This window comes from Bacillus sp. RC252, from assembly GCF_044909215.1.
Classification (GTDB): Bacteria; Bacillota; Bacilli; order Bacillales; family Bacillaceae_G; genus Bacillus_A; species Bacillus_A mycoides.
In genome coordinates, this window is sequence record NZ_JBIYDV010000005.1 from 140,479 (window position 1) to 164,095 (window position 23,617).

Below are 23,617 nucleotides of genomic sequence, written 5' to 3' on the forward strand. Positions count from 1 at the left end.
TTATTCGATATTAGCAATCCTTTATATCTATACTATAAAGAACTAGTGCGAAAATAACAAAGAATTTTATGTACATGAAAAAAATGAGGCTGTAAATAGCCTCATTTTTATTTTAACTTTAATTCCAAACCTTTCTTATAATACCCATTCATCACGTCTTCCGGAACCATACTCCCACCAGTTCCCCACACAATATGAGTACCTTTCTTCACCTTCTCTGTTAACTGTTGTTTTTGTAAATACTCATTTTCAGCTTTACATACATTCAACGGCCCTATCAAACCCGCTAATGCAGAAGGCTCTAAATAAATATTTTCAGTATCAGCCAGTTCTTTTAATAATCTATATAACTCCTCATCACTTACTGTGTAATTTCCACTCAAAAATGGTTCCATCGTTTTACCGACAAATCCAGATGGTCTTCCTACTGCAAGCCCATCCGCATCAGTTACATTGTCAATACCGATATCTTGAACGGCAATTTTATCGTGAAGCCCTGTCATTAAACCGAGTAACATACACGGAGAGTGCGTAGGCTCCGCAAAGAAACAGTGCACATTGTCTTTGTACAATAACTTTAAACCAAATGCTACTCCGCCAGGCCCGCCACCTACCCCGCACGGAAGATAAACGAATAAAGGGTGCTCTTCATCTACTACAATTTCTAACTCTTCTAATTGTTTTTGTAAACGTGACGCTGCTACTGCGTATCCTAAAAATAAATCATGTGAGTTTTCATCATCAACAAAATAACAGCTAGGATCTGCATCTGCTTGCAGTCTTCCTTCTTCTACCGCTTTACTATAATCAGCTTCATATTCAATAACGTTTACACCTTTACTTCTTAATAAATCTTTTTTCCATTGTTTTGCGTCTGCTGACATATGGACTGTCACATTGAAACCTAATTTCGCACTCATAATACCGATGCTAAGCCCTAAATTTCCAGTAGAACCTACTGCAATTGAATGCTTCGCAAAAAAAACTCTAAATCTATCACTATCTAAAATTGAATAATCATCTTTCTCTGTTAACATTCCATGCTGAAGTGCCAGTCGCTCTGCATGTTTCAGCACTTCGTATATTCCGCCTCTAGCTTTTATTGATCCTGATATCGGAAGCCCGCTATCACATTTTAATAGTAATTCCCCTAAAATAGGTTGCCCATAATTTTTCTCTAAAGATTGTTTCATAGAAGGTATTTTCACTAAAGGTGATTCTATAATACCGCCTGTTTCCTTCGTTTCAGGAAATACTTTCGCAATATATGGTGCAAAACGCTTTAATCTCTCTTCCGCGTCTTTTACATGTTCTTCATTAAGTGGCGAATTTTTTATTGCTGTTTCATACTTTTCCATATTCGGGTTTATCCAAAATACTTCTTCTGTTGCGATTAAGTTATTTACTAGTGGATATTGCTCTTTTAATGCCTCTATCTCCTTCATTCCTCTTCCTCCTCATATCCTTGTAGCTAGCCATATAATAAATTATAATTAATTTTAATATAGTTTAACATAAATAATTCATTTGAGTTAATTTTAATTTAATTTATTTAAATATAATTTAATAATTATTAAGGAGCATTTATTATGGAAAATATAGATATTGGTAAAAAGATTGAAAAACAAAGAAAAGAAAAAGGATTAACTAGTAAAGAATTAGCAAAGATGGCCGAAATCACACCATCAATGCTTAGTCAAATTGAACGTGGTTCTGCTAACCCTTCTATTCAAACATTAAAGGTACTTGCAAAAGCTCTTGATGTTCCAACATTTAGTTTTTTACTTGAAGAAAATAATACAGACGATTTAATTGTACGTTCTCATAAAAGAAAAAAAATGATTATCGATAATTTATCATATGAATTGTTATCACCTGATTTCACAGGAAATTTAGCAACAGCAATTATGACTATCCCACCAAATACTGCTTCATCAGAAAATGTTCTAGAACATAAAGGTGAAGAATTAGCATTTGTATTAGACGGAAAAATCACATTGCACTTAAATGAAGAAGAATACACATTAGAAACTGGTGATAGCGTAAAAATACCAGCTTATTTAAAACATAAATGGGTAAATCAATTCGAGAAAAATGCGATTGTTTTATTTTCTGTTACTCCGCCGATTTTTTAATTCATATGATGATACAAAAATAGCCATGCTCTCCGTGCATGGCTACTTTTATTTTTTTGGTACTAACAAAATCCCTAAACTAATAACAAAAAAACTGAGTATTTGCTGTATTGAAAGACCAAATAGAACTGAATTTTGTTCACTAATAAGTGAAATAATGATATGAGCAATTCCCTCGCAAATTAGAAAAAAGCTTATATTCTTTCCATTTCCTAATCTTTCATTTTTAATCCATAACGAGCCAATTATACCGAGTGCGAGTATAATCTCATACATGAAAATAGGATGATACAAAAATTTTGATTCATATATTTTCATCCCCCACGGCAGTGTCGTTTGTGCACCTACTTCTTGATGGAATATAAAATAAAAGATTATACTCACGCAAAATCCAAAAGGTAATGTATCAAGTAAAATCCGAAGAGAAAATTGCTCTTTTTTACTTTTCCAAACAATATATATACTCGCAATTACGCACCCTACTATAATATGCTGAATACTTCCTACAGCTAATAATGCTGGCATTGGCGCCCCAATGGCCCATACCGGATTTAAAATTGCCGGTGCGAATTTCCATACTAATACAATGATAAGAAAGCCATTCGTTACTGCATCCATCATTTTTTCATATTGAATATTTTGCTTTTTCATCCTTAGTTTCATTAGAGTAAATCCAAATAAACTTCCTATTATAAGAGAAACGGGTTGTAACCTCACCATCCACTCCATCACTATGAAATCCCCTCTTAATTCTCAATTATTTTCTTAAACTTCTCTTCTAATTGATCTGGAGGTAATACACCTCGTGCATGATCTACAATAATTCCATCTTTATTAACAAAAAATGTCGTTGGTAAAGAAAATACTTTATAATCTATTCCAGCTACTCCGTCCATATCTAATAGAACAGGAAATTTAAATCCGTGACGATCTGCAAATGCGCTCGCTTCTTGTACTGGATCCCCGATTGTTGCATTTACCGCAAAGATTTCAACATCCTCCTTATATTTATCATACAAACGAACTAGATCAGGAGCCTCCATTTCACATGGACCACACCATGATGCCCAAAAATTAATAACATATGGTTTTCCCTTTGCATCATTTAACGAATAAAGCTTCCCATCTAATCCTTTTAATGTTATGTTCGGCGCTTTAAATCCCACTTGTGGTAATACTTCCTTCTCTTGTAACTCCGCTTGTTTCGCTTTTCTTTCTTTTTCTTCTTTCTTAGTATTATAAAAGTTAACTCCGGCCCAAATTAGTGCCCCAGCTAGTATAATAGCAATTAGTTTCTTCACTTTTCTTCCTCCTCATTTCTAAAATCCCGTAAATCCGCCGAATAGACGAATAAAGAACGCTGTAATTTTCGTCATTTGATTTGTATATAATAAAACCCCTGTTAAAATCATCATTCCACCGCCGATTTTCATCATGACATTGGCATAAGTAACAATCCATCTTACCTTTCCAATAAAAAATGCCATCACGAAAAACGGAACTGCAAAGCCAAGAGTATATGCCGTAATATAAAGAAGCGCACTTTCAGGATTGGTCGCCCCGAGCATAAGCACTGCAGAAAATATCGGACCAACACACGGTGTCCATCCTGCTGCATATGTCATGCCGACCAAAATTGAGCGAATATATCCTGTCGATTTACTTCTATACTGCACTTTTTTCTCTGCCATAAGCCACTTAGGCTGAAACAATCCAGTCATAAATAACCCCATCAAAACAATAAAAACCCCACCAATTTGCTGAATCAATCTTTGATTAGATGAAAAAGTAATCCCAATCCAACTCACCGATAAACCTAACGCATAAAATATAACCGAGAAACCGATCATAAAAAATACTGTATGTATAATCGCTGACTTTTGCATAATCCCACGATTTTCTTTTAAATCTTGAATAGACACACCTGTAATATATGATAAATAAGATGGATATAGCGGTAAAGAACATGGTGATATAAATGAAAGTATCCCAGCCCCTACTACTAGCCAAATTGTTAAATCCGCCGCATTCATTTTATCTCTCCTAAACACACTACAATGCGTAGTGTTAATTATTAAAAAAAGAGGCTATATGCACTCTCCGACAATAAGTACAATCGACATACAAAATAGCCCTAACGTTACATATACTGAATTTGTATGTAATGGCATATTCAGCTTAACAACTTTCTCATTCAACACTTGCTCAATTCGTAAATTAATTGCGGTTTTCGCAAACGACGCTGTAATACATTGATTTTCCATCGTCTTTATTTTAATTAACTTTAATAATGCACTACCTAGCTCAAATGAAGATTTCATTTTTTGCATCGCATATTTATCTGCTGATAGCTCTTGATATACATGATAACGCTGCAACATCCCTTTTAATATAGGAATATACATCATTCCCTCAGCTAACAATGTAAAGAAAAATAACTTTAATGGATCTCGATTTTTTTGATGATATTCCTCATGTAATACAATCGCATCAATTTCTTCCTCAGAAAATGCCTGAAACATTCCTTCTGAAATGACAATTTTCGGTCGAAATAATCCAATTGTAAATGCCGTAATCTGTAACGTTGATAATACGTACACTTGCTTTCCTTTTCTAGTAATAGACACGAGATTTCTTTTCAATCTTTTACTATAAAAAAATTGCTTCCAAATTCTTTTACTCATAATAATTACAGTAAATAACAGTAATCCGGCTATCATTATACGAAGTATTGATAGTTCCCTCATATGTTTTTGTAATTCAAATAAACAAAATTGAGAAAGGAAAAATGCTTTATTTTGAAAAAGAAATGGGTATGTAACGTAGTATACTAACATGCTTAAAAAAAGCACACTAATAGTCACTGCTAACAAAACGATTTTACGCATTTGCCACTTCATTTTATCGGTCCTCTTTTTTTAGCCGACTTAATTTCTCTTCTAATTTTTTTATTAAAGACGGATCAGCTTGTTCTAACTCATCTATCATATGGTTCACAACAAGATCTCCAAATTCACCCATTAATTCCTGTGTCATTTTCTTCGTTTGATTAGATAAAAATTCTTCCTTCGTTTGTGTAGTACGATACATACCACTTCTTTTCACAATATGCTTTTCTAAATGTGCTTTCTCTACTAATCTGTTCATAACTGTCATTACAGTATTAAAATTCACCGGGGATTCTTCACTTAATCTCTGTTGCACATCTTTAATGGTAATACCCTCAGTAGCCCAAACAATTTCCATTATTTTCGCTTCAAGCGGTCCGAAAAAGTGATTTAACCCTTGCTCATTTAACTTGTAGTTTTGAGTAAACATCGTATGGCCCCTTTCACACTACAGATTGTAGTATAAAATATATAGAAGGTCAAACATAAATGATATTAACTGATACTTAAATGAATCCTAATCTCCACTAATTAGTTATCTGTACCACGTTCGATTCATTGTAAACCTAACTTCTCTCCAAATGTATCATAGAGATAATATTCTAATATTTGCACACTAAATTTCTCATTACGCCCAAGTGCAAATAATTCCCGATCTTTAGCTACGATAGTATCTAATGGAATCACCACATTATCCACTATTTTTGTAATTTCAATTATATTACTTTCTACGTTTACTTCTGTTTTAAATTCAATATTTTCTAATACTATATGTGAACGCCTTCCTGATGCAAAAAAAGTAAAGTTAGGGTTTTTAAAAATTCCAATTTCACTCTCTAACGGATATAAATATTTATAAATTATATCTCTGTGTCCATCTTTTATTATTTTTTCATCTTTTTCATCATCTAAATATTCTTTCACCTTCGCTGCGAACTCAAATCGAAAATCCACTCTTTCACGCTCCCTCTTTTTAGTCTACGCTAATAAATATATTAATATAATTTAACTATATTATAAAATAAGTTCCTATAAAAAGTAAAAAACACTTTTGTAAAACTTTTGGTATTCCCTGTACTTTTTAAATATAAATACTCCTTCAACATTCATTAGTACGTCGTTATATTCATTTAAACATATTGTTCCCATATTTTGAAACAATATTTTCCAGTATTATATATCAATAAAGTGAAACTTTAATCAATGGGGGGTGTTCATCCCCCATTGATTATTAGCCCACACCAATCGGGCGTTTACGGGCAGCAGGGCTCCCACCTAACTGCTTTGCTCCAGTTGAATTTTGAGGCGGGAGTTTACTGCCCGCAAATAGCGGGATAAACTGCTTCTAATTCCTTTCTATCTACAGCTAACGATACCTCATGCTATTTCAGTATATTGTTTGCTTTATTTCCCCTTATTCATTAAATCACAGAAGGAATGTAACTCCCCACTATCGAATTTTTACATAACAAATATTATTAGGTGGTGCTTTACTATGAAATTAGCTGTCATTGGTGGCGGTGATTTACAAGATCCAAATCACTTGCATATTAATGAACGACTTATAGAATTAACGAATAAACAATACCCAAAAGTATTATTCATTCCTACAGCTAGTCGTGATGATGAAGGATATATAAAGTTATTTTTAGAAACATTTGAAAAGCAATTACATTGTGAGGTTCAAATTTTACGCATTTCAACCGAAACACCTACTAAATATGAAATAGATGAGATGATTCATTCTGCCGATTTAATTTACCTTGGCGGTGGAAATTACGTTCACATGCTTGAACAATGGAAAGAACATAAACTAGATGAAAAGTTACTATTTGCTTTAAAACGTGGAACACTTATTGCAGGATATAGTGCCGGTGCTATGTGCTGGTTCACATCTAGCATTCGTTCAGATTATGAAGGTTCCGGTTATATAGAAAGTAGTGGCTGGGGTATTGTTAACAAAAGATTTTGCCCCCATTACAATCAATTAAATAGAATGAATGCCTTCCATACGTTTTTACAAACTCACCAAGGTAATATAGAAGGTATTGCATTAGAAGATAATTGCGCTTTATATATTACAGAAGGTTCATTTGAAATTATCGGTGAGCCAGATACAGCTTGGGAGTTTTATATGAATAATGGAGAACTCATTAGACAACATTTTGACATAACTTTAAAAAGTTATTTATAAGCATTCATAAAAAAATGTCCCTAAGTATAATGACTTAGGGACATTTTCATCTTTTAACTCACTAATCGTGTAATTCGTTTCTTCTGCCATGAAAGCTTATAATATGCATACTGTAATATTAAGCTGACGATGAATGCAGCTGGATACCCAATCCATATCCCTTCTATTCCAAGGCTCGTATGGTAAGAAAGATAATACGCCACAGGTACTTCAACAAGCCAAATTGATACAACACTGATTACAGTTGGCCATAGTACAGTACCACTTGCTCGCATTGTCGCACTAATAATTTGTGCATGACCGAAAATTAAGTAGCTCCATAATGTAATCATGATTAGACTATGAGCAATGTCAATTGTATTTTGACTTGTTAAAAATAGTGCTAAAATATCTCTTGAGAACAAGTAAATAAGAGATATTAATACACCACCAATTATATAATTCATAATAATTCCGGCCTTAACAACTTTCTGCAATCGATCAAATTGGTTCGCACCAATTGATTGCGCTGCAAAAATTGATACCGTAATACCGAGGCTAACCGCTGGCATTTGTACATAACTTGCAACTTGGTTCACAACACCATACGCCGCTGTTGCATCTGAACCGTACCGATTTACAAATGCGATTACCGCGATCTCTGATAATGAAACTAATATCATATTAATACTCGCTGGAATACCGAGGCGTAACAATAATTTTAATAACTCCCAGTCCATACGAAGATATTTTCTTACTGTCCCGTCTAATTGTAGTGGATGATTTTTCTTCTTTAAATACACTAGCATGACAATAAACGTAATAACTGTAGATATAACTGAAGCATAGGCTGCTCCGTAAACATCTAATTTCGGAGCTCCTAACCAGCCAAAAATAAGAATTGGTAATAAAATCATATTTAGCGCTGTACTTACGATTAAAAAGTAAAATGGCGTTTTTGAATCTCCTGTACCTCTCATAAATGTTGTGTATGCAAAATATAAAAATAATACTGGCATAGATATAAATAAAATTCTTGCGTAATGCACACTTATTTCAATAATATTTTCTGGCGTTCCCATAAGACGCATAATATCCATCGCAAAAATACTACCTATTATCGCCAACACGACTCCGATAATAAAAGTAAACGTAAGCGTCGTACCAACGATAGCTTTTAAGCGCTCCTCATTTTTAGCACCAAATGCCTGACCAATTAAAATTGAACTACCAGAACCAATTCCAATTACAAATGAAACGAGTAGGAAAAATAACGGAAAAAATGCCGATATAGCTGCTAGATCATTTACGCCAAGCCATCTTCCTACTACTACCATTCCAAATAACTGTCCAACTGACTGTAATACATTACTTAAAAGTAACGGCACTAAAAACATGGACATCGATTTCCATATCGGCTTATGTTCCGTTTCTGACTTCTGTGACTCTACACCTTCTTTATTGTTATTTGTAGGTGGTTTCAAATTTCATTTCTCCTTTTACTAAAAATCTGTTTTTCAACTTCTATCTCTTTGTATAGTTGTTATAACGATGTGCTTCCATTCATTTTCTTTTCCGTATTATTATAACTTCACCCAGTATTGGCTTCCATCAGCTGTTCTATCTAAAAACCCATATTCGATTAAATATCTTCTTAAAGTTACAAAATCCGGGTATACACTTTCTATGACAGTATTTACTTCTTTTTCATTGTACTTTTTATTCCTATCAAACTTCGTCACTAAATGGCGTAATATAATTAATTTACGCTTTTGCTTTTTCGGAAATTTAGAAAGCGGTCCATCTAATCCTTCTGTAAAATGTGCTTTTAATACTTCCTCATTTTCTTCTTCCGTAATATTGTAGCGATCATCCACCATCGTTGCTGTTCTATGAATGGGTACAAATTTCGTTTGTACTTTTGATTTTTTTTCTGACAGTTCCATTAACGCTAAAAACACTTTCGCTTGCTTCATTTTTTCTCTAAGTGTAAATCGATGATTACGAATGGTTGATGTACTTCCGCCATCCATCTCTTTTACAATCTCTTTATCATTTAGCCCCATATGGAAAAACTGAACCATTTTCTTTTGCAAATCCGTTAAACCCGTATACTTCTTATCAAGATTTAATAAATAATCAAACATAGACGTATGTTCATTTTGCACATGCAATTGCACAAACTTCTCTGCTTCATACAAAACTTGATTATCTTGATAAATAACCCCCTTAATAAACGCTTCTCCACAAGCTAAACAAATATATTCCTCTGCTTCCGCTTCAAACACATACCCTTTCTTCAATTCCTCAACCGATGCATCCCAAAACTTCTCTGAAATATCATTCACACTAAACACTCCTTCAAAACGTTTATTCAAAAACTAAACAAATCACAATAACGTTTATTACCACTTCACCATCTTAACATAACACAAACAAACATTTCAACGTTCCGTTTACCCATTTTATAAACTTTTATAAAAAAATCTATTAAACAAATTAAAAAAGGACTTAAAGCAACGAAAAGCGAATGTGTTTAATAAATGAATTTAGGATGTGAAACAAAACATGACTATTTTGCACGACCCTTGGTTTACTGTTAAACAAATCGCTCGAAATACATATGCGATTAGTGAATATGGACATTGGGAGAAAGTACATTCCTTCTTACTTGTAGGCGATACCACCGCACTCCTTATCGATACTGGACTAGGTATCGATAAGATGAAACGTATAACGGACCAACTAACAAACTTACCAATTACAGTTGTCACAACACACGTTCATTGGGATCATATCGGTAGTCACTCACAATATGAAGAAATCTATGTACATGCTTTAGAAGAAGATTGGCTCATTAACGGCATAAAAGGACTTCCTATTACTCAAATTAGGCACGACATCGCTCGTGACATTACTAAACCTACACCTAAAACATTTCAACCTGAAACATTCAATCCATTTCAAGGAACACCAACAAAATTACTACAGGATGGAGACATTATTGATATCGGAAATAGGAAAATTCAAATTATACATACTCCAGTTCACTCACCAGGATATATTTGTATATACGATTATGAAACTGCGTTTTTATTCACAGGAGATTTACTTTATGAAGGCACGATTTTTGCGTTTTATCCTTCCACAAATCCTGTAGACTTAGTTCAGTCTCTAAACAAAATTACAAACTTCTCTCCTATTAAACAAATTTACGGTTCACATCATACACTTGGTCTTTCTCCTACTATATTGAAAGAAGTAAAATACGCTATTCAATATTTAAGTGATAACAACCTCGTTCAACATGGAACCAACATTCACTCATTCCAAAACTTCAGTATTCAATTTTAACTACAAAAAAGGTGTTTCCACATATAGAAACACCCTTTTTACCCTTTATATATTTTATAAACAACTTCCACTAAAACTTTACTCGCTTGTACAAATACATGTTTTCGCTTTCCATCCTCAGCGAATCTATTTGAGCAGCCATTCATAATCATCATACAACTAATTATGACTAGCACTACACTTCTATTCTTGTTAGTCACTTTATGCCACTCCACTATTAAAAACTTCATTTAAATTTATCCTATCAAAAAATTTTACACGAATAATAAACCGAAAGAATATGCAATTCTGCATATTCTTTCGGTTTATTACGATGTTGTGATTTAATTTAGTTAAATAACACGTATAACGAGGTGACTAACTTGAAGTTTAAAGCGAAAAAAAATCCATTTCACGTCATTTTTATTACATTATTTATAATTATTTTTTTCATTTCGCTATTCTTCCAAAACGAAAATTCTATTTTTTTCACTCTTATGATGCTGTTAAATATCGTGAATCTCTCTTCATTCTATTTCTCTCACTACAACATAACGGAATCTTCTCTTATTGTAAAACACGGTTTCATATTACGTACTGAAATTCCATTTGAAGATATTCGTCACATTAAATACTCTGGCAAAACACTCCGTTCAGAAAAATGGACTAGGCAGCAATTAGAAATCGATTATAATTTATTTGACTCTGTGACAACTTTCGTACCACAAGCAGAAGAAAAATTCATTTCACTCTTAAAAGAGAACTGCCCACATATGAAAGTAATGAATACGTCTTCTAACAAATAATATCTTTTGGAGCTTGCAGTAGTACAAGTGGCGGAAACATAAAATAAATATCAAAAAAAGCCAAGATTCTAAACTAAGAACCTTGGCTTTTTCTATTACTCTTTCGGAGCAATCATTTTTTTCGGATCTACAATTTCATCAAATTGCTCTTCTGTTAATAGGCCCGATTGCAATGCTGCTTCTTTTAAAGTTAACCCCTCTTTATGAGCATGCTTCGCAATTTTCGCTGCATTTTCATATCCTATATGCGGGTTTAATGCAGTAACAAGCATTAATGAACGATTCACATTCTCTTTAATTACTTCTTCATCCGCTTCAATGCCAACTGCACAATTATCATTAAATGAAACAATTGCATCTGCTAATAAGTGAGCGGATTGTAAGAAGTTATATGCAATAACTGGTTTAAATACGTTTAGCTCAAAATTACCTTGGCTCGCAGCAAATCCGATTGTTGCGTCATTTCCCATCACTTGCGCTACAACCATCGTTAACGCTTCACTTTGCGTTGGATTTACTTTACCTGGCATAATAGAGCTTCCTGGCTCATTTGCCGGAATAATAATTTCTCCTAGACCACTACGTGGACCACTTGCCAGCCAGCGTACATCGTTAGCGATCTTCATTAAATCAGCTGCTAATGCCTTTAATGCACCATGCGTATATACAACTTCATCATGGCTCGTTAATGCGTGGAACTTATTTGGTGCAGAAATAAATTGCTTACCTGTAAATTGGCTAATTTCCTCTGACACCATCTCACCAAATTTAGGATGAGCATTAATACCTGTTCCAACTGCAGTACCACCAATTGCAAGCTCTTTCATATATGTATTGCTCTCTGCAATCATACGCTCTGTTTTTTCAAGCATACGGTGCCATCCGCTAATTTCTTGTCCTAACGTTAACGGTGTTGCATCTTGTAAGTGTGTACGACCAATTTTTATAATATGTTCAAATGCAGTTACTTTTTCTGCTAAAGTTTCTTTTAATTTCGTAATTGCCGGTAATACGTGATTTTCTACTGCAATTACACATGCTACATGAAGCGCTGTTGGAAATGTATCATTTGAACTTTGAGACATGTTCACGTCATCATTCGGATGAATATGTACGTCAGATCCCTTATCTTTCAAAATTTGATTCCCTCGATTTGCAATTACTTCATTCACATTCATGTTTGACTGTGTACCGCTACCCGTTTGCCATACAACAAGCGGAAAATGTTCATTCCATTTCCCTGCAATTACTTCGTCAGCTGCTGCCACAATTGTTTCTGCTTTTTCTTCTGATAACTTTCCTAATTTTTGATTGCTAAGCGCTGCACTCTTCTTTAAAATGGCAAATGCTTTTACAATTTCAAGCGGCATTTGCTCTGTTCCAATCGGGAAGTTTTCTTTACTACGTTGTGTTTGTGCTGCCCATAATTTATCAGCTGGAACTTTTATTTCTCCTAATGTATCTCTTTCAATTCTGTACTCCATTTTTTCATCCCCTTGAAAATATAATACCTACATCTCTTATATTAACAGACTTTTAATCAAATGATAAGAATTCTCACTCATATATACAAATATTCAATATTTTTTTCATAAATTCCTCTTGACCTAAACTTAGGTTTAGGCTGTACCCTTTCCATTGTAACCTACTATAACGACACTGGAGGAATTCAAAATGAAAAAATATGCTTTCATAACAGGTGCGAATAAAGGGATCGGATATGAATTGGTTCGTCAATTAGCAGAAAAAGACTATCACGTATTTTTAGGTGCTCGTAATAAACAACTTGGACAACAAGCCGTAGAATCTTTAAATGTTTCAAACGTTTCCTATATTCAAGTAGACATTTCTAGTGCTCAATCCATTCAAGAAGCAATCAAAAAAATCCATGAAACGACTGACCACTTAGATTTATTAATCAATAATGCAGGCATAGCACTCGACTTCCATACGCTACCTAGTGAATTAAATATTGAAACTTTACGCCAAGGATTTGAAGTTAACTTTTTTGGAACATTCCAAATGGTGCAAGCCTTTTTACCATTATTAAAGAAATCAAGCAACAGTAAAATTATAAATGTAACAACTGACATGGCCTCACTAACAATGTTTGCTAGCGGTGAAACACACCCAATTAATACATTAGGATACAATTCTTCAAAAACAGCTATTAATGCTTTAACATTAGCATTTAGCAAAGAATTTGGTACTAACGGTCCAGCAATTTTCGGAGTAACCCCTGGTTTTACAACTACTGACCTAAATGGAAATTCCCCAGGTGGCCATACGACCAATGAAAGTGCTAAAATTATTATTAAATATGCATTAAGTGAAACAAACTATAATGGTAAAATACTAAATAAAGACGGCATTATACCTTGGTAATAAAGGGATGAATGATATGTATTATACAATTGGGCAAGTCGCCAAAATGCACCACTTAACTATTTCTCAAATACGTTATTACGATAAACAAGGACTGTTCCCTTTTCTTAAAAGAAATGAAAAAGGAGATCGCGTTTTTGATGAAGAAGCACTGAAATATTTAGAGATGATTTTATGTTTAAAAAACACCAGTATGCCAATTCAAAAAATAAAAAAATTTATCGACTGGTCTATGGTGGGGGAATCTACCATCCTTCAACGGTTGGAATTAATGAAACAACAGGAGACCAATGTCTTACAGCTCATTCAAGACACTGAAAAAAACTTAAAAAAGATACAACAAAAAATTGCTAAATATGAGGACGAAATAACTTCTTCAACTCCTATTATAAAATAAAAAATCACCTTCTACATATTGTAGAAGGTGATTTTTTATTTTATGATGCTTGCTTTCCTTTATCCGCATCATCTACATACCAAATGAACTTGCCTGTATATCCATAAATAACTGCTAAAATGAGTGATACGAAGCTTAGCCACATAAATGGAACGTATGATAATGTTGATACACCTAAAATACCAGCCATAAAAATACCATTATCAGACCATGGAACCATACCAGAAGTCAAAGTTCCACCTACTTCTGAGTTACGTGCTAATACGCGGCGATCTATTTTTAATTTATCATAGCTTTCTTCCATAATTTTTGGTGTTAAAATAAGTGATACGTACATCGCACAACCAAATATGTTAGCTAAAAATGCAACGATTAGTGTAGACAATGTTACATTACCTGCAGAATTTAATTTCTTCTCAAATTTCGATACGATTACCTTTAGAACACCTAGCTTTTCAAGTAATCCACCAAAACCTAAGCCGAAAATAATAACGGCTACTGAACCAAGCATACCATTAATTCCACCACGGTTTAATAACTTATCGACAAACTCGACACCAGATTGAATTGAGAATCCGTTATATGCTGTTCCAATTGCCTCTCCAAAGTTCATTCCTTGGAAAAGTGTTGCCCAAATTGCACCAATTAAAGCTCCCATAGCAATTGTTGGCATAGATGGTTTCTTCATCGCCAATAGCACAATAACAATTACCGCTGGAACAAGCATCCATATTTTAATATCAAAGTGCTTTAATAAAGATTCTTTTAAAAACTCAACTCTATTTAAATCTACATTATCCCCGCCATACATCCATCCAGCAACAGTAAACATAATGCTGGTAATAATATAAGCTGGAACGTCTAATACGAGCATGGCTCGAACGTGAGCAATAACATCTACTTTCGCCATAGAAGCTGCAAGAACTGTGCTATCAGAAAGTGGTGATAATTTGTCTCCGAAATAAGCTCCTGAAAGGACCGCACCCGCAACAAGCGGAAGTGGTAATCCAAGCCCTTCACCTATCGCCATCATAGCAATACCTGCAGTTCCAACTGTTCCCCATGATGTTCCTGTCGCGATAGAAGTGATTGAACAAATAATTAAAGTTGCCAATAAGAATATGCTAGGGTGAATGAATTCTAATCCATAATAAATTAATGTAGGTACAACCCCACCAGCAATCCACGTTCCAATTAAAGCCCCAACTGCAACTAAAATAAGAATTGCTTCTAATCCATTAGAAATCCCTTTCGTAATTGCATCTTGCAATTCTTGATAACGAAATCCTAATCTTAATCCAAGCGCAATAACTAAAAACCATGAAATAAATAGCGCTAATTGAATTGGGAGATCAAAAATCGTTTGGAAGGAAAAGACGACAGCAAGAAATAGGCATAAAAGAATAATAATTTCTAGCATCGATGGTAATCTTACACTTTTCATTTTTTTCTCTCCTTACAAGTCGATAACATGATGTATGTAGTCTTACGTATATGTAGTATACAATTAGCGAAGACAAAACAAAATTTTCATATTATTTCGATTTATTTTTTCAGTATAATATATTCACAACCCTTTCTATTGTAAAAGTAGATTGCGCTTTTCGCAATGAAAAATATAAAAAATGTTGTATTTTTATTTATTTAGATAAAAACACCTAATGAAATAAAACTTTAATCAATGAGGGTTTTATCCATCCCCACTAATTATTAACCCATAATAACCTTTTTAATATTTGCCTCAACAAAACTTTTTACTACCGCTTTCACCTCATATGTAATAATATATTTCCACATAAAAAAAGAGCACACATCATTTAATCGATGCATGCCCCTCTTTTATTTATACATATTTTGTATCTCTTCTTTATTTTTAAGTATTTCCGAAAACTTATCGCTACAACCTTTCGGAAATAAAACTCCGAGTCCATATGAATGCCCAAACTGAAAATGAGGGTATTTCACCTTGACCTCATCCCAAAACTTATACACACCGAAATCACCGTTTTTAACTTCAATATCATGAAATAATACAATACCATTTTTCGCAACTTTAGGTAACCATGTTTTATAATCATGAGAAACAGCTTCATACGTATGATAGCCATCAATATGCAAAAGATTTATCGTTTCATCTTGAAACTCATCCAGAGCATCATCAAAAGTAGACCGAATTAAATTCCCTATATTCAGGTAGTTATCCCTCACCACTTTTTCTACTATTTGAAAAACCCCTTCTCCATATGGACCTGTATGCCCATCTCCAGCCCAAGTATCTACAGCAAAACATTTTGTGGCTAACCCACCATCTTTTACCCCCTGGCAAAAACTAAAAAAGGAAGCACCTAAATGCGTACCTAACTCAACTAAAGTTGCTGGTTCTTCAAATCTTACTAAATCATATGCGAAATCTAAATGCCCACTCCACGCAGATTGTGACCGAATAATAGGACTAAATTTTTCAAATTCAAACGATGGTTTATGAGTAACCCAGTTCATCGCGTATCTCCTTATACACATATTTTTAACAAACCAAATTACTCTTATCTTTATTTTTTTGGCGTCGCGATTATGATTATATTTCATAAAAAGATGAAGAATTACCCATTCTTATTGGGGTAAAGCATCATATACATATGGATTTGCTGGCTTCTTAATCTTCTCTACTTTACTTATTTTCACAAATGGAAATAGCATTCCTTAGAACCAGAAGCATTGAAAAACTTAGATGAACGATATGGAGATCAAATAACTGAACTTGTATTTATCGGCATCGATATGAATCGTTCTATTAACAGAAAAAGAAATGAACCAAAACTGGAATACATTTGTTGATCCTATTCCGGCTTTTACTTTCACTTCATAATAAAAAGGCTTCCGTAGCATGGAGCCTTTTTCACTTTGTAATACTCTTATTTAACATATTTGCTTTAATAAGAAACACAATTGTACCTAAAACAATTAAGATAGCATATACGATACCAACTACATCACCTATTTTTTCTAAGCCAAACGGTAATAGTATAGTAGCAACTCCGACTATATAGGAAAACACACCTGAAAGCTTCGCTAATTTATTTTTATCTCCAACAAACGTTTCTTCCTGATAGCCTGCCAACAAAAACAATCTCTTTTTCACATGTATTTGATACCCTAAAAAAATGATAAGTAATCCAACAAATAAACAAACTAAAAATCCTGCTAGCATATAACTCCCCCCTACGATATTTTACTATACACAAAAAAGATGATCGTTCTTACTAAACAATTTTATTTTCAATTAGAAATTTCAGTTTATTGATATTCCATTCTGTGATATATTGCATATTGTATCCAATATATTTTTTTGAAAAGGAGGACTTATATATTTTATGGATTCAAATCGTTTAAAAGGAATTATTATGGTTGTAATTGGTGCTTGTTTATGGGGCTTATCCGGAACAGCTGCGCAACAACTTTTTCAATATGAAAACGTTTCTACTGAATGGTTAGTTACAATCCGTTTGCTTATATCCGGTGCTATTTTGCTCATTATGTCATCATTCGGAGCGAACAAAAAAGAAATATTTGGAATTTGGAAACAAAAGTCTGATGCAAATAAGATAATTTTGTTCGGTCTTTTAGGCATGCTTGCTGTACAGTACACGTACTTCGCTTCTATTAAAGAAGGAAACGCTGCTGTTGCAACTTTGTTACAATATTTAGCCCCTATATTTATCACTATATACTTACTGTTCAAATGGAACGTCCGTCCATCAAAAATTGATTATATTTCAATTGCACTCTCATTAGTAGGGACTTTTCTCTTACTAACAAACGGGTCTGTTCAAAACTTAGCTGTTTCCACACCAGCTATCATTTGGGGCATTTTATCTGGATTATCACTCGCATTTTATAGTTTGTATTCAAAAGAATTGTTAGAAAGATGGTCTTCATCCGTTATCGTTGGATGGGGGATGATCATTGGGGGTATTGGTGTAACGATTTTACACTTTATTTCTACAAACGAATTCATTTTATTATCAACTATGAAATATGTAAAACTAAGTACCCTCCCGCTCATTACATTTGTCGTCATTTTCGGGACACTCATCGCATTTTATTTATACTTAGATAGCATAAGATACCTTACGCCTAAAGAAACAACATTATTTGGCTGTACAGAACCACTCGCAGCTATTATTTCTTCCGTACTTATTTTGCACGTACCGTTTCAATCTTTTCAATTATTAGGTGCTTTTTGTGTCATTGTAATGGTGCTCATATTAGGCCAAAAACCAGATGAAGAAAAACCAAAATTAAAGCTTGTTAATACGAAAAAGAAACATATATAATGAAAGGATTGAATTCACTATGCCTGTCCCTCAAAATTATAAAAAACCAGGAAGAGTTTCAGCAAAGTCACTCGTTTTAAATCAACTGCGAGATTGGATTATAGAAGGTGTTTTACGACCTGATGAAAAAATAAATGATGGGGAATTGGCAGAAGCACTAGGAGTAAGCAGAACACCTGTTAGAGAAGCTTTACAAATTTTAGAGCTTTCTGGATTAGTTGAAATGGTACCTGGGCAAAAAACGAAAATCGCGCCTATTAAGTTAGACGACGTATCTATCATTTATGAGACGATAGCTGGTCTTCACTCAATTATAGGAAAGCAAGCACTTCAAAAAGTTACAGACGCTGATATTAAACTACTTTCCGAGATAAATGATGCTTTTCAACAATCTATACATGAAAAAGATTCAAAAAAAGCTTTAGAACTAGATATACGATTTCACAATACAATTACTTCTATTGCTAAAAACCGATATATTGAACCTTTTCTAGAAAATATGCAACTTCACATTTTACGCCTTGAATATTTATTTTTCCAAAACTTCGTACCTGCAAGTCAATCTATTAAAGAACATCACTCTATAATTCAAGCACTACAAAAACAGGATGAAAAACGAATGGAACAAATGATGTCTCAAAACTGGCTCCGTCCAATGAAAGAAATACAAAAAATAATTTCTATGAAATAATAAAGCTGGTTACACAAAAGTGTAACCAGCTCCTTCTTTAATAATCTATGTGCTATGCCTGAATATTTGCGTAATCTTCAATATGCTCGTACTCTTTTTCCAATTCCTCTAAAGACAGCTCGTATAATTGTCGGTCGCGAATCTTAAACACCCCTGCTCCAATTAACTCATCAATTAAATGTCTCTTACGATTTTCAACAGCAAAACGGAGTTGACTACTCATCTTTTAAAAAACTCCTTTCTACGATCATTGAAAATGATAATCTTTATCAATTACCACTTTTGATTATAAAAGATGATTCTTAATAAGTAAAGTAATCTTATGAAATATTTACCTTACAAAGTATTTGTGACCACATTATATATATGTATGCCACGCGAAAAATGTTATGACATTTTTTCATACCCTTTTTCTTTCATACTTTGCAAGTTGTCTCATTATGGTTAAATTCACCTTCTATTTCAACTTGAATGGTGACATGTTCTACATGAAATTTCCCCTTTAATACATCCGTTGCTTCTTTCAATACACTTTGCGTTTCATTACCTTCGATAATAAGATGGCAAGTTAATACTTGAAAATCTGATGTTACAGACCATATATGTAAATCATGAACTTCTTTTACAATAGTAATATTTAATAATGTATTTTTCACCTCTTCAGCATCTATGTGCTGCGGTGCACCTTCCATTAATATATGAACTGTATCACGTGTTACACGCCATCCACTTATAATGACTAAAATAGACACAAGAATACTAGCAACCGCATCTGCAGCAGTCCATCCAAAAAATTTAATAAGTAACGCAGCAATAATCGCTCCAACTGAACCTAATAAATCGCCTAGTACATGTAAGAACGCACTTCTTAAATTTAAATTACCTTTCACATCTCCGCCTCTCATTAATATCCAAGCTGATACAATATTAATAAGCAGACCAAGCACAGCAATAATGAGCATTCCATTACTAGCGATTTCAACTGGTTCCTTAAAACGACGAATTGCTTCAATAAAAATATATACTGAAATGACAATAAGAACGACACCATTACATAATGCCGCTAACATTTCGACTCGCTTATACCCATATGTTTTCGCGGCCGTTGCCGTTTTTTCCCCAAGCTTGAACGCAAGTAAACTTAAAGCTAAGGATACTGCATCACTTAACATATGCCCTGCGTCAGACAATAGTGCTAAGCTATTTGTTACAAATCCGCCAATAACTTCAGCAATCATAAAGCTTGTTGTTAATAAGAAGGCAATTAATAACGCTTTTTTATTTTTTGAATGACCGTGATCATGTGAGTGCCCCATACAAATGCTCCTTTAAGTGCAATATCTGTATGTTAGTATGAAACACATTCCCTATCTTTATCCCCCATTAACGCCCGATAGTGAATGCTACTAATCAGTAGAAGATGAACAATACCCCACTGATTAAAGTTTCACTTTATCCCGCTTCCTCTGTATACAAACTTCGCTACTTTTCAAACAAGTCCTTTTTCTCAACTAAAAACAAGACTACTTCTTTTTTATTTTCATATTGTTTACTAATGAAAGAATTTTTAAGGGGGTTACAAAATTGAAACGACTATTTCTCTGCATGGAGCGTGAACTTGTTGTAGTAAAAGAACAATATGGTAACTATGAAACCACATATCATTTACAAAATATGCAACCTACCTGTATTGTGGTTGATCCATTCCAAACAAATCGTGTTTATTGCGGCACATTTGGACGAGGTTTATGGCTAAGTGACGATGGCGGGGATTCGTGGAGACCAATTGGAGATTCATATCGTTACTTTGATTTCCCTAAAGAGGATGGTATTTTACACTCTTCTATTACTTCTATAACGATAAGCTCAAATGAACAAGTTAACGGCTACGGCGTCGTTTATGTAGGTACAGAACCTAGTGCTTTATTCCGTTCAGAAAATGGTGGTGAAACGTGGACTGAACTTAAAAATATGAAATCATTATTATCTTCTTATACGTGGGCTTTTCCGCCTAGACCTTTTACCCATCACGTACGCTGGATTACAGTTGATCCAAACAATCCAAATACACTCCATGTTTCAATCGAAGCTGGTGCTGTTATTCAAAGTAATGATAAAGGGCATACATGGATTGATAAAAAATTCGGTGCTCCTATCGATGCTCATCAATTACTCATGCACCCTGAAGCCCCAAATCGCCTTTATGCATCATGTGGTGACGGATTTATGGGCGGACCTGATCGTGCATATCTTGAAAGTTATAACAGTGGAAACAGCTGGATCTCATGTAGTGACGGACTTGAGCATCATTATTTATACAGCATGGCTATCGATCCCGCTGATTGCGATACAATTCTTGTTTCTGCCGCACCAAGTGCCGACCTTGCTCATCACCGTATTCCTTATGAATCTTATATTTATCGGAAAACGAAAGATACTCCGTTCCAGCAAGTACAGCAAGGTCTACCATCTGCAATTGGTACAGTCATTTCGATGTTTGCTACAAATCCAGCCGAACCACATACGTTTTACACTTTAAATAATAATGGCGTCTTTCAATCCAATGATAGCGGCGAATCGTGGGAACAACTAAATATTCCGTGGAAAGATGAGTATAAAACGCAGCATCCGCATGCGTTACTCGTAACTAGTTTTTAACGAAAAAGAGACTGCCTAATGTTTTTAGGCAGTCTCTCTTTTATTTCTTTAAATCAATTACGATATCATCTAGAACAATATCTTTACTCTTCGCTTCTTTTTTCGGCACTTCAATTTTCTTCTCTTTTCCATTCACATATTCCACTCCACCATGATTTTCAGGTGTATGAACTCGCAAGTGCACACGAGGTGTAACGATAAGCTTTGTTGCATTTTCGTTTAACTTTTGGAATGTAGCACTCCAACTACTTTTATGTGGCTCTGCTACTGTACTAGTTCCGCCATTTCCTTCACCTGCATATTTATTTCCTAAATCATCTTTTATTTCTAATTCCACATCAGCGCTATCCCATATACTCCGTAATGCCTTAGATTCTTCCTGATTGTAAAAAACGATAAAGGACATCGGGGTTACTTCCATTTTATCTATGTTTACTTTTATTCCTTCTTTTTCAGAAATTCCTTGAAGCTTAATTTCTTTACTATCCATTCCCTTAACAGTAAGGGCAAAATTCCAATTCCCTTTTATAGATTTCTTTTCCTCATACATATTTATTGCCTCTATGTCCCACCAAACATTTGCAACATCTAACCTTTCACTACCATGACCACTCATCGTAGTCATACCTACATATTTTCCCTCTCCAACTTTTGTCACGTCCGAACTACCTCCTCCACCATTAAAGCCCATCACTTGCGGACTTCCAAATGGGAACGGTTTCTCTCCTAAATCTTTTTCGCTTTCAATAGAATATGTGATTGTAATTGTTCTACCATCGAACACAGCATCATTAATTGTAACCTTAACCCCATTACTCTCCCTCGTCATATTCAATTCAGTCGAAAACTCTTTATAATTTTCATATAACCCTGTTCTACCATTATCTAAAAATCGGAATATGTCACCTACAATTGGCAATCCCCCTGCATATGTAGGAAACCCGATACCAAGCGTTGCAACTGATAATCCTACTAAAATAGATGCAGCAGCGACACCCTTTTTCCACCTTTTCATCTTTTTCTTCATACGTATCGATTGTTTTACATTACGTTTTACTTTTTCTTTTTCAATTTCAGAAGCCTCAATTTCCTCAAGTTCTTTTTCATCTATATCAATGTCATTTAATAGTTCATAAATGTCTTTCATATTGCACTACCTCCAAAACTAATATTCGTAGCATTTTGTTGTAGTTTCTTTTTTCCCCGGTACACACGATTATCGATCGCCGCCCTGGTTAATCCTAACTTGTCACCGATTTCCTCTGTCTTCATACCGAGAAGATATTTCATAATGAACACCTTTTGATCTAACGGTTCTAATTGATTAATAAGCTTCAATAACGATTAATTCATCTTCTGCCTATTTTTCTGTACTAATATGAAACTCATCTGAAATAATTTCTACTGTTCTAGTCGCTTTCCGGTAATAATCAATCGCCTTAAACTTTGCAATCGCTGCAATCCATTTTTTAAAATCATTCGGCTCTCCATGAAATTTATTTGCATTATTCCAAATGGAAAGAAATATATCGTTTACACATTCCTCTATGAGTCCATCATTTTGAACCGGAAGAAGAACTTTGTGCGTTATCCCCTTTATGAGCGGTAAGTATGTATCGACAACAAATTCTAGCGCATCTTCCTTCTGCCGCTGTAATCTTTTTATAAAATTTTTCTCATTTGATTTCATGTAGCGATTCCCCTTATTTTTTTGTAAAAGCTTTTACACCCTATATAACGTTTTGGAAATTTTTTTCTCTCATCTTTTTTATTTTTTGTATGTAATGGAATACTTTTCCTTAGCCCTTGTCTCATAT

Annotated in this window: 27 protein-coding genes and 2 pseudogenes; 10 read left to right on the top strand and 19 right to left on the bottom strand. The window is 34.1% G+C overall.

From position 1 onward, the window contains the following. Positions 1 to 107: 107 nt before the first annotated feature. On the bottom strand, positions 108 to 1,445 hold the full coding sequence (locus ABH960_RS09020; protein ID WP_404444575.1) for a D-serine ammonia-lyase: 1,338 nt from the start codon (positions 1,443 to 1,445) through the stop codon (positions 108 to 110). A 144-nt stretch (positions 1,446 to 1,589) separates the two neighbouring features. Between ABH960_RS09020 and ABH960_RS09025 the strand changes: the two genes are divergently transcribed. Then, a complete protein-coding gene (locus ABH960_RS09025; RefSeq protein ID WP_002012259.1) occupies positions 1,590 to 2,135 on the top strand; it encodes a helix-turn-helix domain-containing protein in 546 nt (181 codons plus the stop codon). Between the two features lie 48 nt (positions 2,136 to 2,183). Here ABH960_RS09025 and ABH960_RS09030 read toward each other — a convergent pair whose 3' ends face one another. The 6 genes from ABH960_RS09030 to ABH960_RS09055 form a co-directional block, all read right to left on the bottom strand. Then, positions 2,184 to 2,867 (bottom strand): prolipoprotein diacylglyceryl transferase family protein, encoded by a 684-nt coding sequence (locus ABH960_RS09030; RefSeq protein WP_002086390.1) that lies wholly within the window; start codon positions 2,865 to 2,867, stop codon positions 2,184 to 2,186. A gap of 14 nt (positions 2,868 to 2,881) precedes the next feature. Further along, a complete protein-coding gene (locus tag ABH960_RS09035) occupies positions 2,882 to 3,436 on the bottom strand; it encodes a TlpA family protein disulfide reductase (RefSeq protein WP_002031090.1) in 555 nt (184 codons plus the stop codon). Between the two features lie 18 nt (positions 3,437 to 3,454). Beyond that, positions 3,455 to 4,168 (bottom strand): cytochrome c-type biogenesis protein CcdA, encoded by a 714-nt coding sequence (ccdA, locus tag ABH960_RS09040; RefSeq protein ID WP_002012263.1) that lies wholly within the window; start codon positions 4,166 to 4,168, stop codon positions 3,455 to 3,457. 54 nt (positions 4,169 to 4,222) lie between these two features. Then, positions 4,223 to 5,035, bottom strand: coding sequence for a M56 family metallopeptidase (locus tag ABH960_RS09045; protein WP_002012264.1), 813 nt, complete (start codon positions 5,033 to 5,035; stop codon positions 4,223 to 4,225). Between the two features lies 1 nt (position 5,036). After that, entirely contained in the window at positions 5,037 to 5,453 is a 417-nt protein-coding gene (locus ABH960_RS09050) for a BlaI/MecI/CopY family transcriptional regulator (protein WP_002031086.1), read from the bottom strand. A 125-nt stretch (positions 5,454 to 5,578) separates the two neighbouring features. Continuing rightward, positions 5,579 to 5,977 carry a DUF3942 family protein gene (locus ABH960_RS09055; RefSeq protein ID WP_002031084.1) on the bottom strand — a complete coding sequence of 133 codons (399 nt, stop codon included), beginning with the start codon at positions 5,975 to 5,977 and terminating at the stop codon, positions 5,579 to 5,581. Positions 5,978 to 6,518: 541 nt separating this feature from the next. Here ABH960_RS09055 and ABH960_RS09060 point away from each other — a divergent pair. Further along, positions 6,519 to 7,217 (top strand): peptidase E, encoded by a 699-nt coding sequence (locus tag ABH960_RS09060; protein ID WP_002064712.1) that lies wholly within the window; start codon positions 6,519 to 6,521, stop codon positions 7,215 to 7,217. Between the two features lie 53 nt (positions 7,218 to 7,270). Here ABH960_RS09060 and ABH960_RS09065 read toward each other — a convergent pair whose 3' ends face one another. After that, a complete protein-coding gene (locus tag ABH960_RS09065; protein WP_404444582.1) occupies positions 7,271 to 8,680 on the bottom strand; it encodes an MATE family efflux transporter in 1,410 nt (469 codons plus the stop codon). Between the two features lie 99 nt (positions 8,681 to 8,779). Then, positions 8,780 to 9,544, bottom strand: coding sequence for a DUF2087 domain-containing protein (locus tag ABH960_RS09070; protein WP_404444585.1), 765 nt, complete (start codon positions 9,542 to 9,544; stop codon positions 8,780 to 8,782). A gap of 220 nt (positions 9,545 to 9,764) precedes the next feature. Between ABH960_RS09070 and ABH960_RS09075 the strand changes: the two genes are divergently transcribed. Then, positions 9,765 to 10,550 carry an MBL fold metallo-hydrolase gene (locus ABH960_RS09075; RefSeq protein WP_404444764.1) on the top strand — a complete coding sequence of 262 codons (786 nt, stop codon included), beginning with the start codon at positions 9,765 to 9,767 and terminating at the stop codon, positions 10,548 to 10,550. 38 nt (positions 10,551 to 10,588) lie between these two features. On the opposite strand, the gene ABH960_RS09080 is transcribed toward ABH960_RS09075, so the two are convergent. Further along, positions 10,589 to 10,780, bottom strand: a complete 192-nt coding sequence (locus ABH960_RS09080) for a hypothetical protein (protein ID WP_002141208.1) — start codon at positions 10,778 to 10,780, stop codon at positions 10,589 to 10,591. 132 nt (positions 10,781 to 10,912) lie between these two features. Between ABH960_RS09080 and ABH960_RS09085 the strand changes: the two genes are divergently transcribed. Next, positions 10,913 to 11,335: a PH domain-containing protein gene (locus ABH960_RS09085; protein ID WP_404444588.1), complete on the top strand. Its 423-nt coding sequence runs from the start codon at positions 10,913 to 10,915 to the stop codon at positions 11,333 to 11,335. Positions 11,336 to 11,430: 95 nt separating this feature from the next. Here the strand turns inward: ABH960_RS09085 and fumC are convergent, their stop codons facing one another. Then, a complete protein-coding gene (gene fumC / locus ABH960_RS09090; protein ID WP_113735573.1) occupies positions 11,431 to 12,819 on the bottom strand; it encodes a class II fumarate hydratase in 1,389 nt (462 codons plus the stop codon). A 190-nt stretch (positions 12,820 to 13,009) separates the two neighbouring features. Here fumC and ABH960_RS09095 point away from each other — a divergent pair, with 190 nt between their 5' ends. Both ABH960_RS09095 and ABH960_RS09100 read left to right on the top strand, forming a co-directional pair. Continuing rightward, positions 13,010 to 13,720 (top strand): SDR family NAD(P)-dependent oxidoreductase, encoded by a 711-nt coding sequence (locus tag ABH960_RS09095; protein WP_088039152.1) that lies wholly within the window; start codon positions 13,010 to 13,012, stop codon positions 13,718 to 13,720. A 7-nt stretch (positions 13,721 to 13,727) separates the two neighbouring features. Further along, entirely contained in the window at positions 13,728 to 14,117 is a 390-nt protein-coding gene (locus tag ABH960_RS09100; RefSeq protein ID WP_080019756.1) for a MerR family transcriptional regulator, read from the top strand. Between the two features lie 40 nt (positions 14,118 to 14,157). On the opposite strand, the gene nhaC is transcribed toward ABH960_RS09100, so the two are convergent. From nhaC to ABH960_RS09115, 3 genes and pseudogenes are all read right to left on the bottom strand, one after another. Then, positions 14,158 to 15,561 (bottom strand): Na+/H+ antiporter NhaC, encoded by a 1,404-nt coding sequence (gene nhaC / locus ABH960_RS09105; protein ID WP_002135474.1) that lies wholly within the window; start codon positions 15,559 to 15,561, stop codon positions 14,158 to 14,160. A 395-nt stretch (positions 15,562 to 15,956) separates the two neighbouring features. Next, positions 15,957 to 16,616: a class I SAM-dependent methyltransferase gene (locus ABH960_RS09110; RefSeq protein ID WP_002168696.1), complete on the bottom strand. Its 660-nt coding sequence runs from the start codon at positions 16,614 to 16,616 to the stop codon at positions 15,957 to 15,959. A 111-nt stretch (positions 16,617 to 16,727) separates the two neighbouring features. After that, positions 16,728 to 16,817: pseudogene (locus ABH960_RS09115) on the bottom strand (TIGR03943 family putative permease subunit); the annotation flags it as partial. Between the two features lie 15 nt (positions 16,818 to 16,832). On the opposite strand from ABH960_RS09115, the gene ABH960_RS09120 reads away from it, so the two are divergent. Continuing rightward, positions 16,833 to 16,952: a cobalamin biosynthesis protein gene (locus ABH960_RS09120; protein ID WP_483862325.1), complete on the top strand. Its 120-nt coding sequence runs from the start codon at positions 16,833 to 16,835 to the stop codon at positions 16,950 to 16,952. Positions 16,953 to 17,013: 61 nt separating this feature from the next. On the opposite strand, the gene ABH960_RS09125 is transcribed toward ABH960_RS09120, so the two are convergent. Beyond that, entirely contained in the window at positions 17,014 to 17,325 is a 312-nt protein-coding gene (locus ABH960_RS09125) for a DUF3784 domain-containing protein (protein WP_404444593.1), read from the bottom strand. A gap of 163 nt (positions 17,326 to 17,488) precedes the next feature. On the opposite strand from ABH960_RS09125, the gene ABH960_RS09130 reads away from it, so the two are divergent. Together ABH960_RS09130 and ABH960_RS09135 are read left to right on the top strand one after the other, a co-directional pair. Beyond that, the gene (locus tag ABH960_RS09130) at positions 17,489 to 18,451 is read left to right on the top strand and encodes a DMT family transporter (protein WP_404444596.1); all 963 of its coding nucleotides are present in this window, start codon (positions 17,489 to 17,491) and stop codon (positions 18,449 to 18,451) included. A gap of 19 nt (positions 18,452 to 18,470) precedes the next feature. After that, the gene (locus tag ABH960_RS09135) at positions 18,471 to 19,142 is read left to right on the top strand and encodes a GntR family transcriptional regulator (protein WP_404444599.1); all 672 of its coding nucleotides are present in this window, start codon (positions 18,471 to 18,473) and stop codon (positions 19,140 to 19,142) included. A gap of 52 nt (positions 19,143 to 19,194) precedes the next feature. On the opposite strand, the gene fbpA is transcribed toward ABH960_RS09135, so the two are convergent. Together fbpA and ABH960_RS09145 are read right to left on the bottom strand one after the other, a co-directional pair. Further along, on the bottom strand, positions 19,195 to 19,365 hold the full coding sequence (gene fbpA, locus ABH960_RS09140; protein ID WP_002012091.1) for a Fur-regulated basic protein FbpA: 171 nt from the start codon (positions 19,363 to 19,365) through the stop codon (positions 19,195 to 19,197). Between the two features lie 193 nt (positions 19,366 to 19,558). Further along, entirely contained in the window at positions 19,559 to 20,458 is a 900-nt protein-coding gene (locus tag ABH960_RS09145; RefSeq protein WP_002012090.1) for a cation diffusion facilitator family transporter, read from the bottom strand. A gap of 268 nt (positions 20,459 to 20,726) precedes the next feature. Here ABH960_RS09145 and ABH960_RS09150 point away from each other — a divergent pair, with 268 nt between their 5' ends. Then, positions 20,727 to 21,800, top strand: a complete 1,074-nt coding sequence (locus ABH960_RS09150; protein WP_041868015.1) for a WD40/YVTN/BNR-like repeat-containing protein — start codon at positions 20,727 to 20,729, stop codon at positions 21,798 to 21,800. A gap of 40 nt (positions 21,801 to 21,840) precedes the next feature. On the opposite strand, the gene ABH960_RS09155 is transcribed toward ABH960_RS09150, so the two are convergent. Beyond that, positions 21,841 to 22,947, bottom strand: coding sequence for a DUF4179 domain-containing protein (locus ABH960_RS09155; protein ID WP_404444604.1), 1,107 nt, complete (start codon positions 22,945 to 22,947; stop codon positions 21,841 to 21,843). Then, positions 22,944 to 23,490: pseudogene (locus ABH960_RS09160) on the bottom strand (sigma-70 family RNA polymerase sigma factor). Before ABH960_RS09160 ends, ABH960_RS09155 begins: the two are co-directional and overlap by 4 nt. Between the last annotated feature and the right edge of the window lie 127 nt (positions 23,491 to 23,617).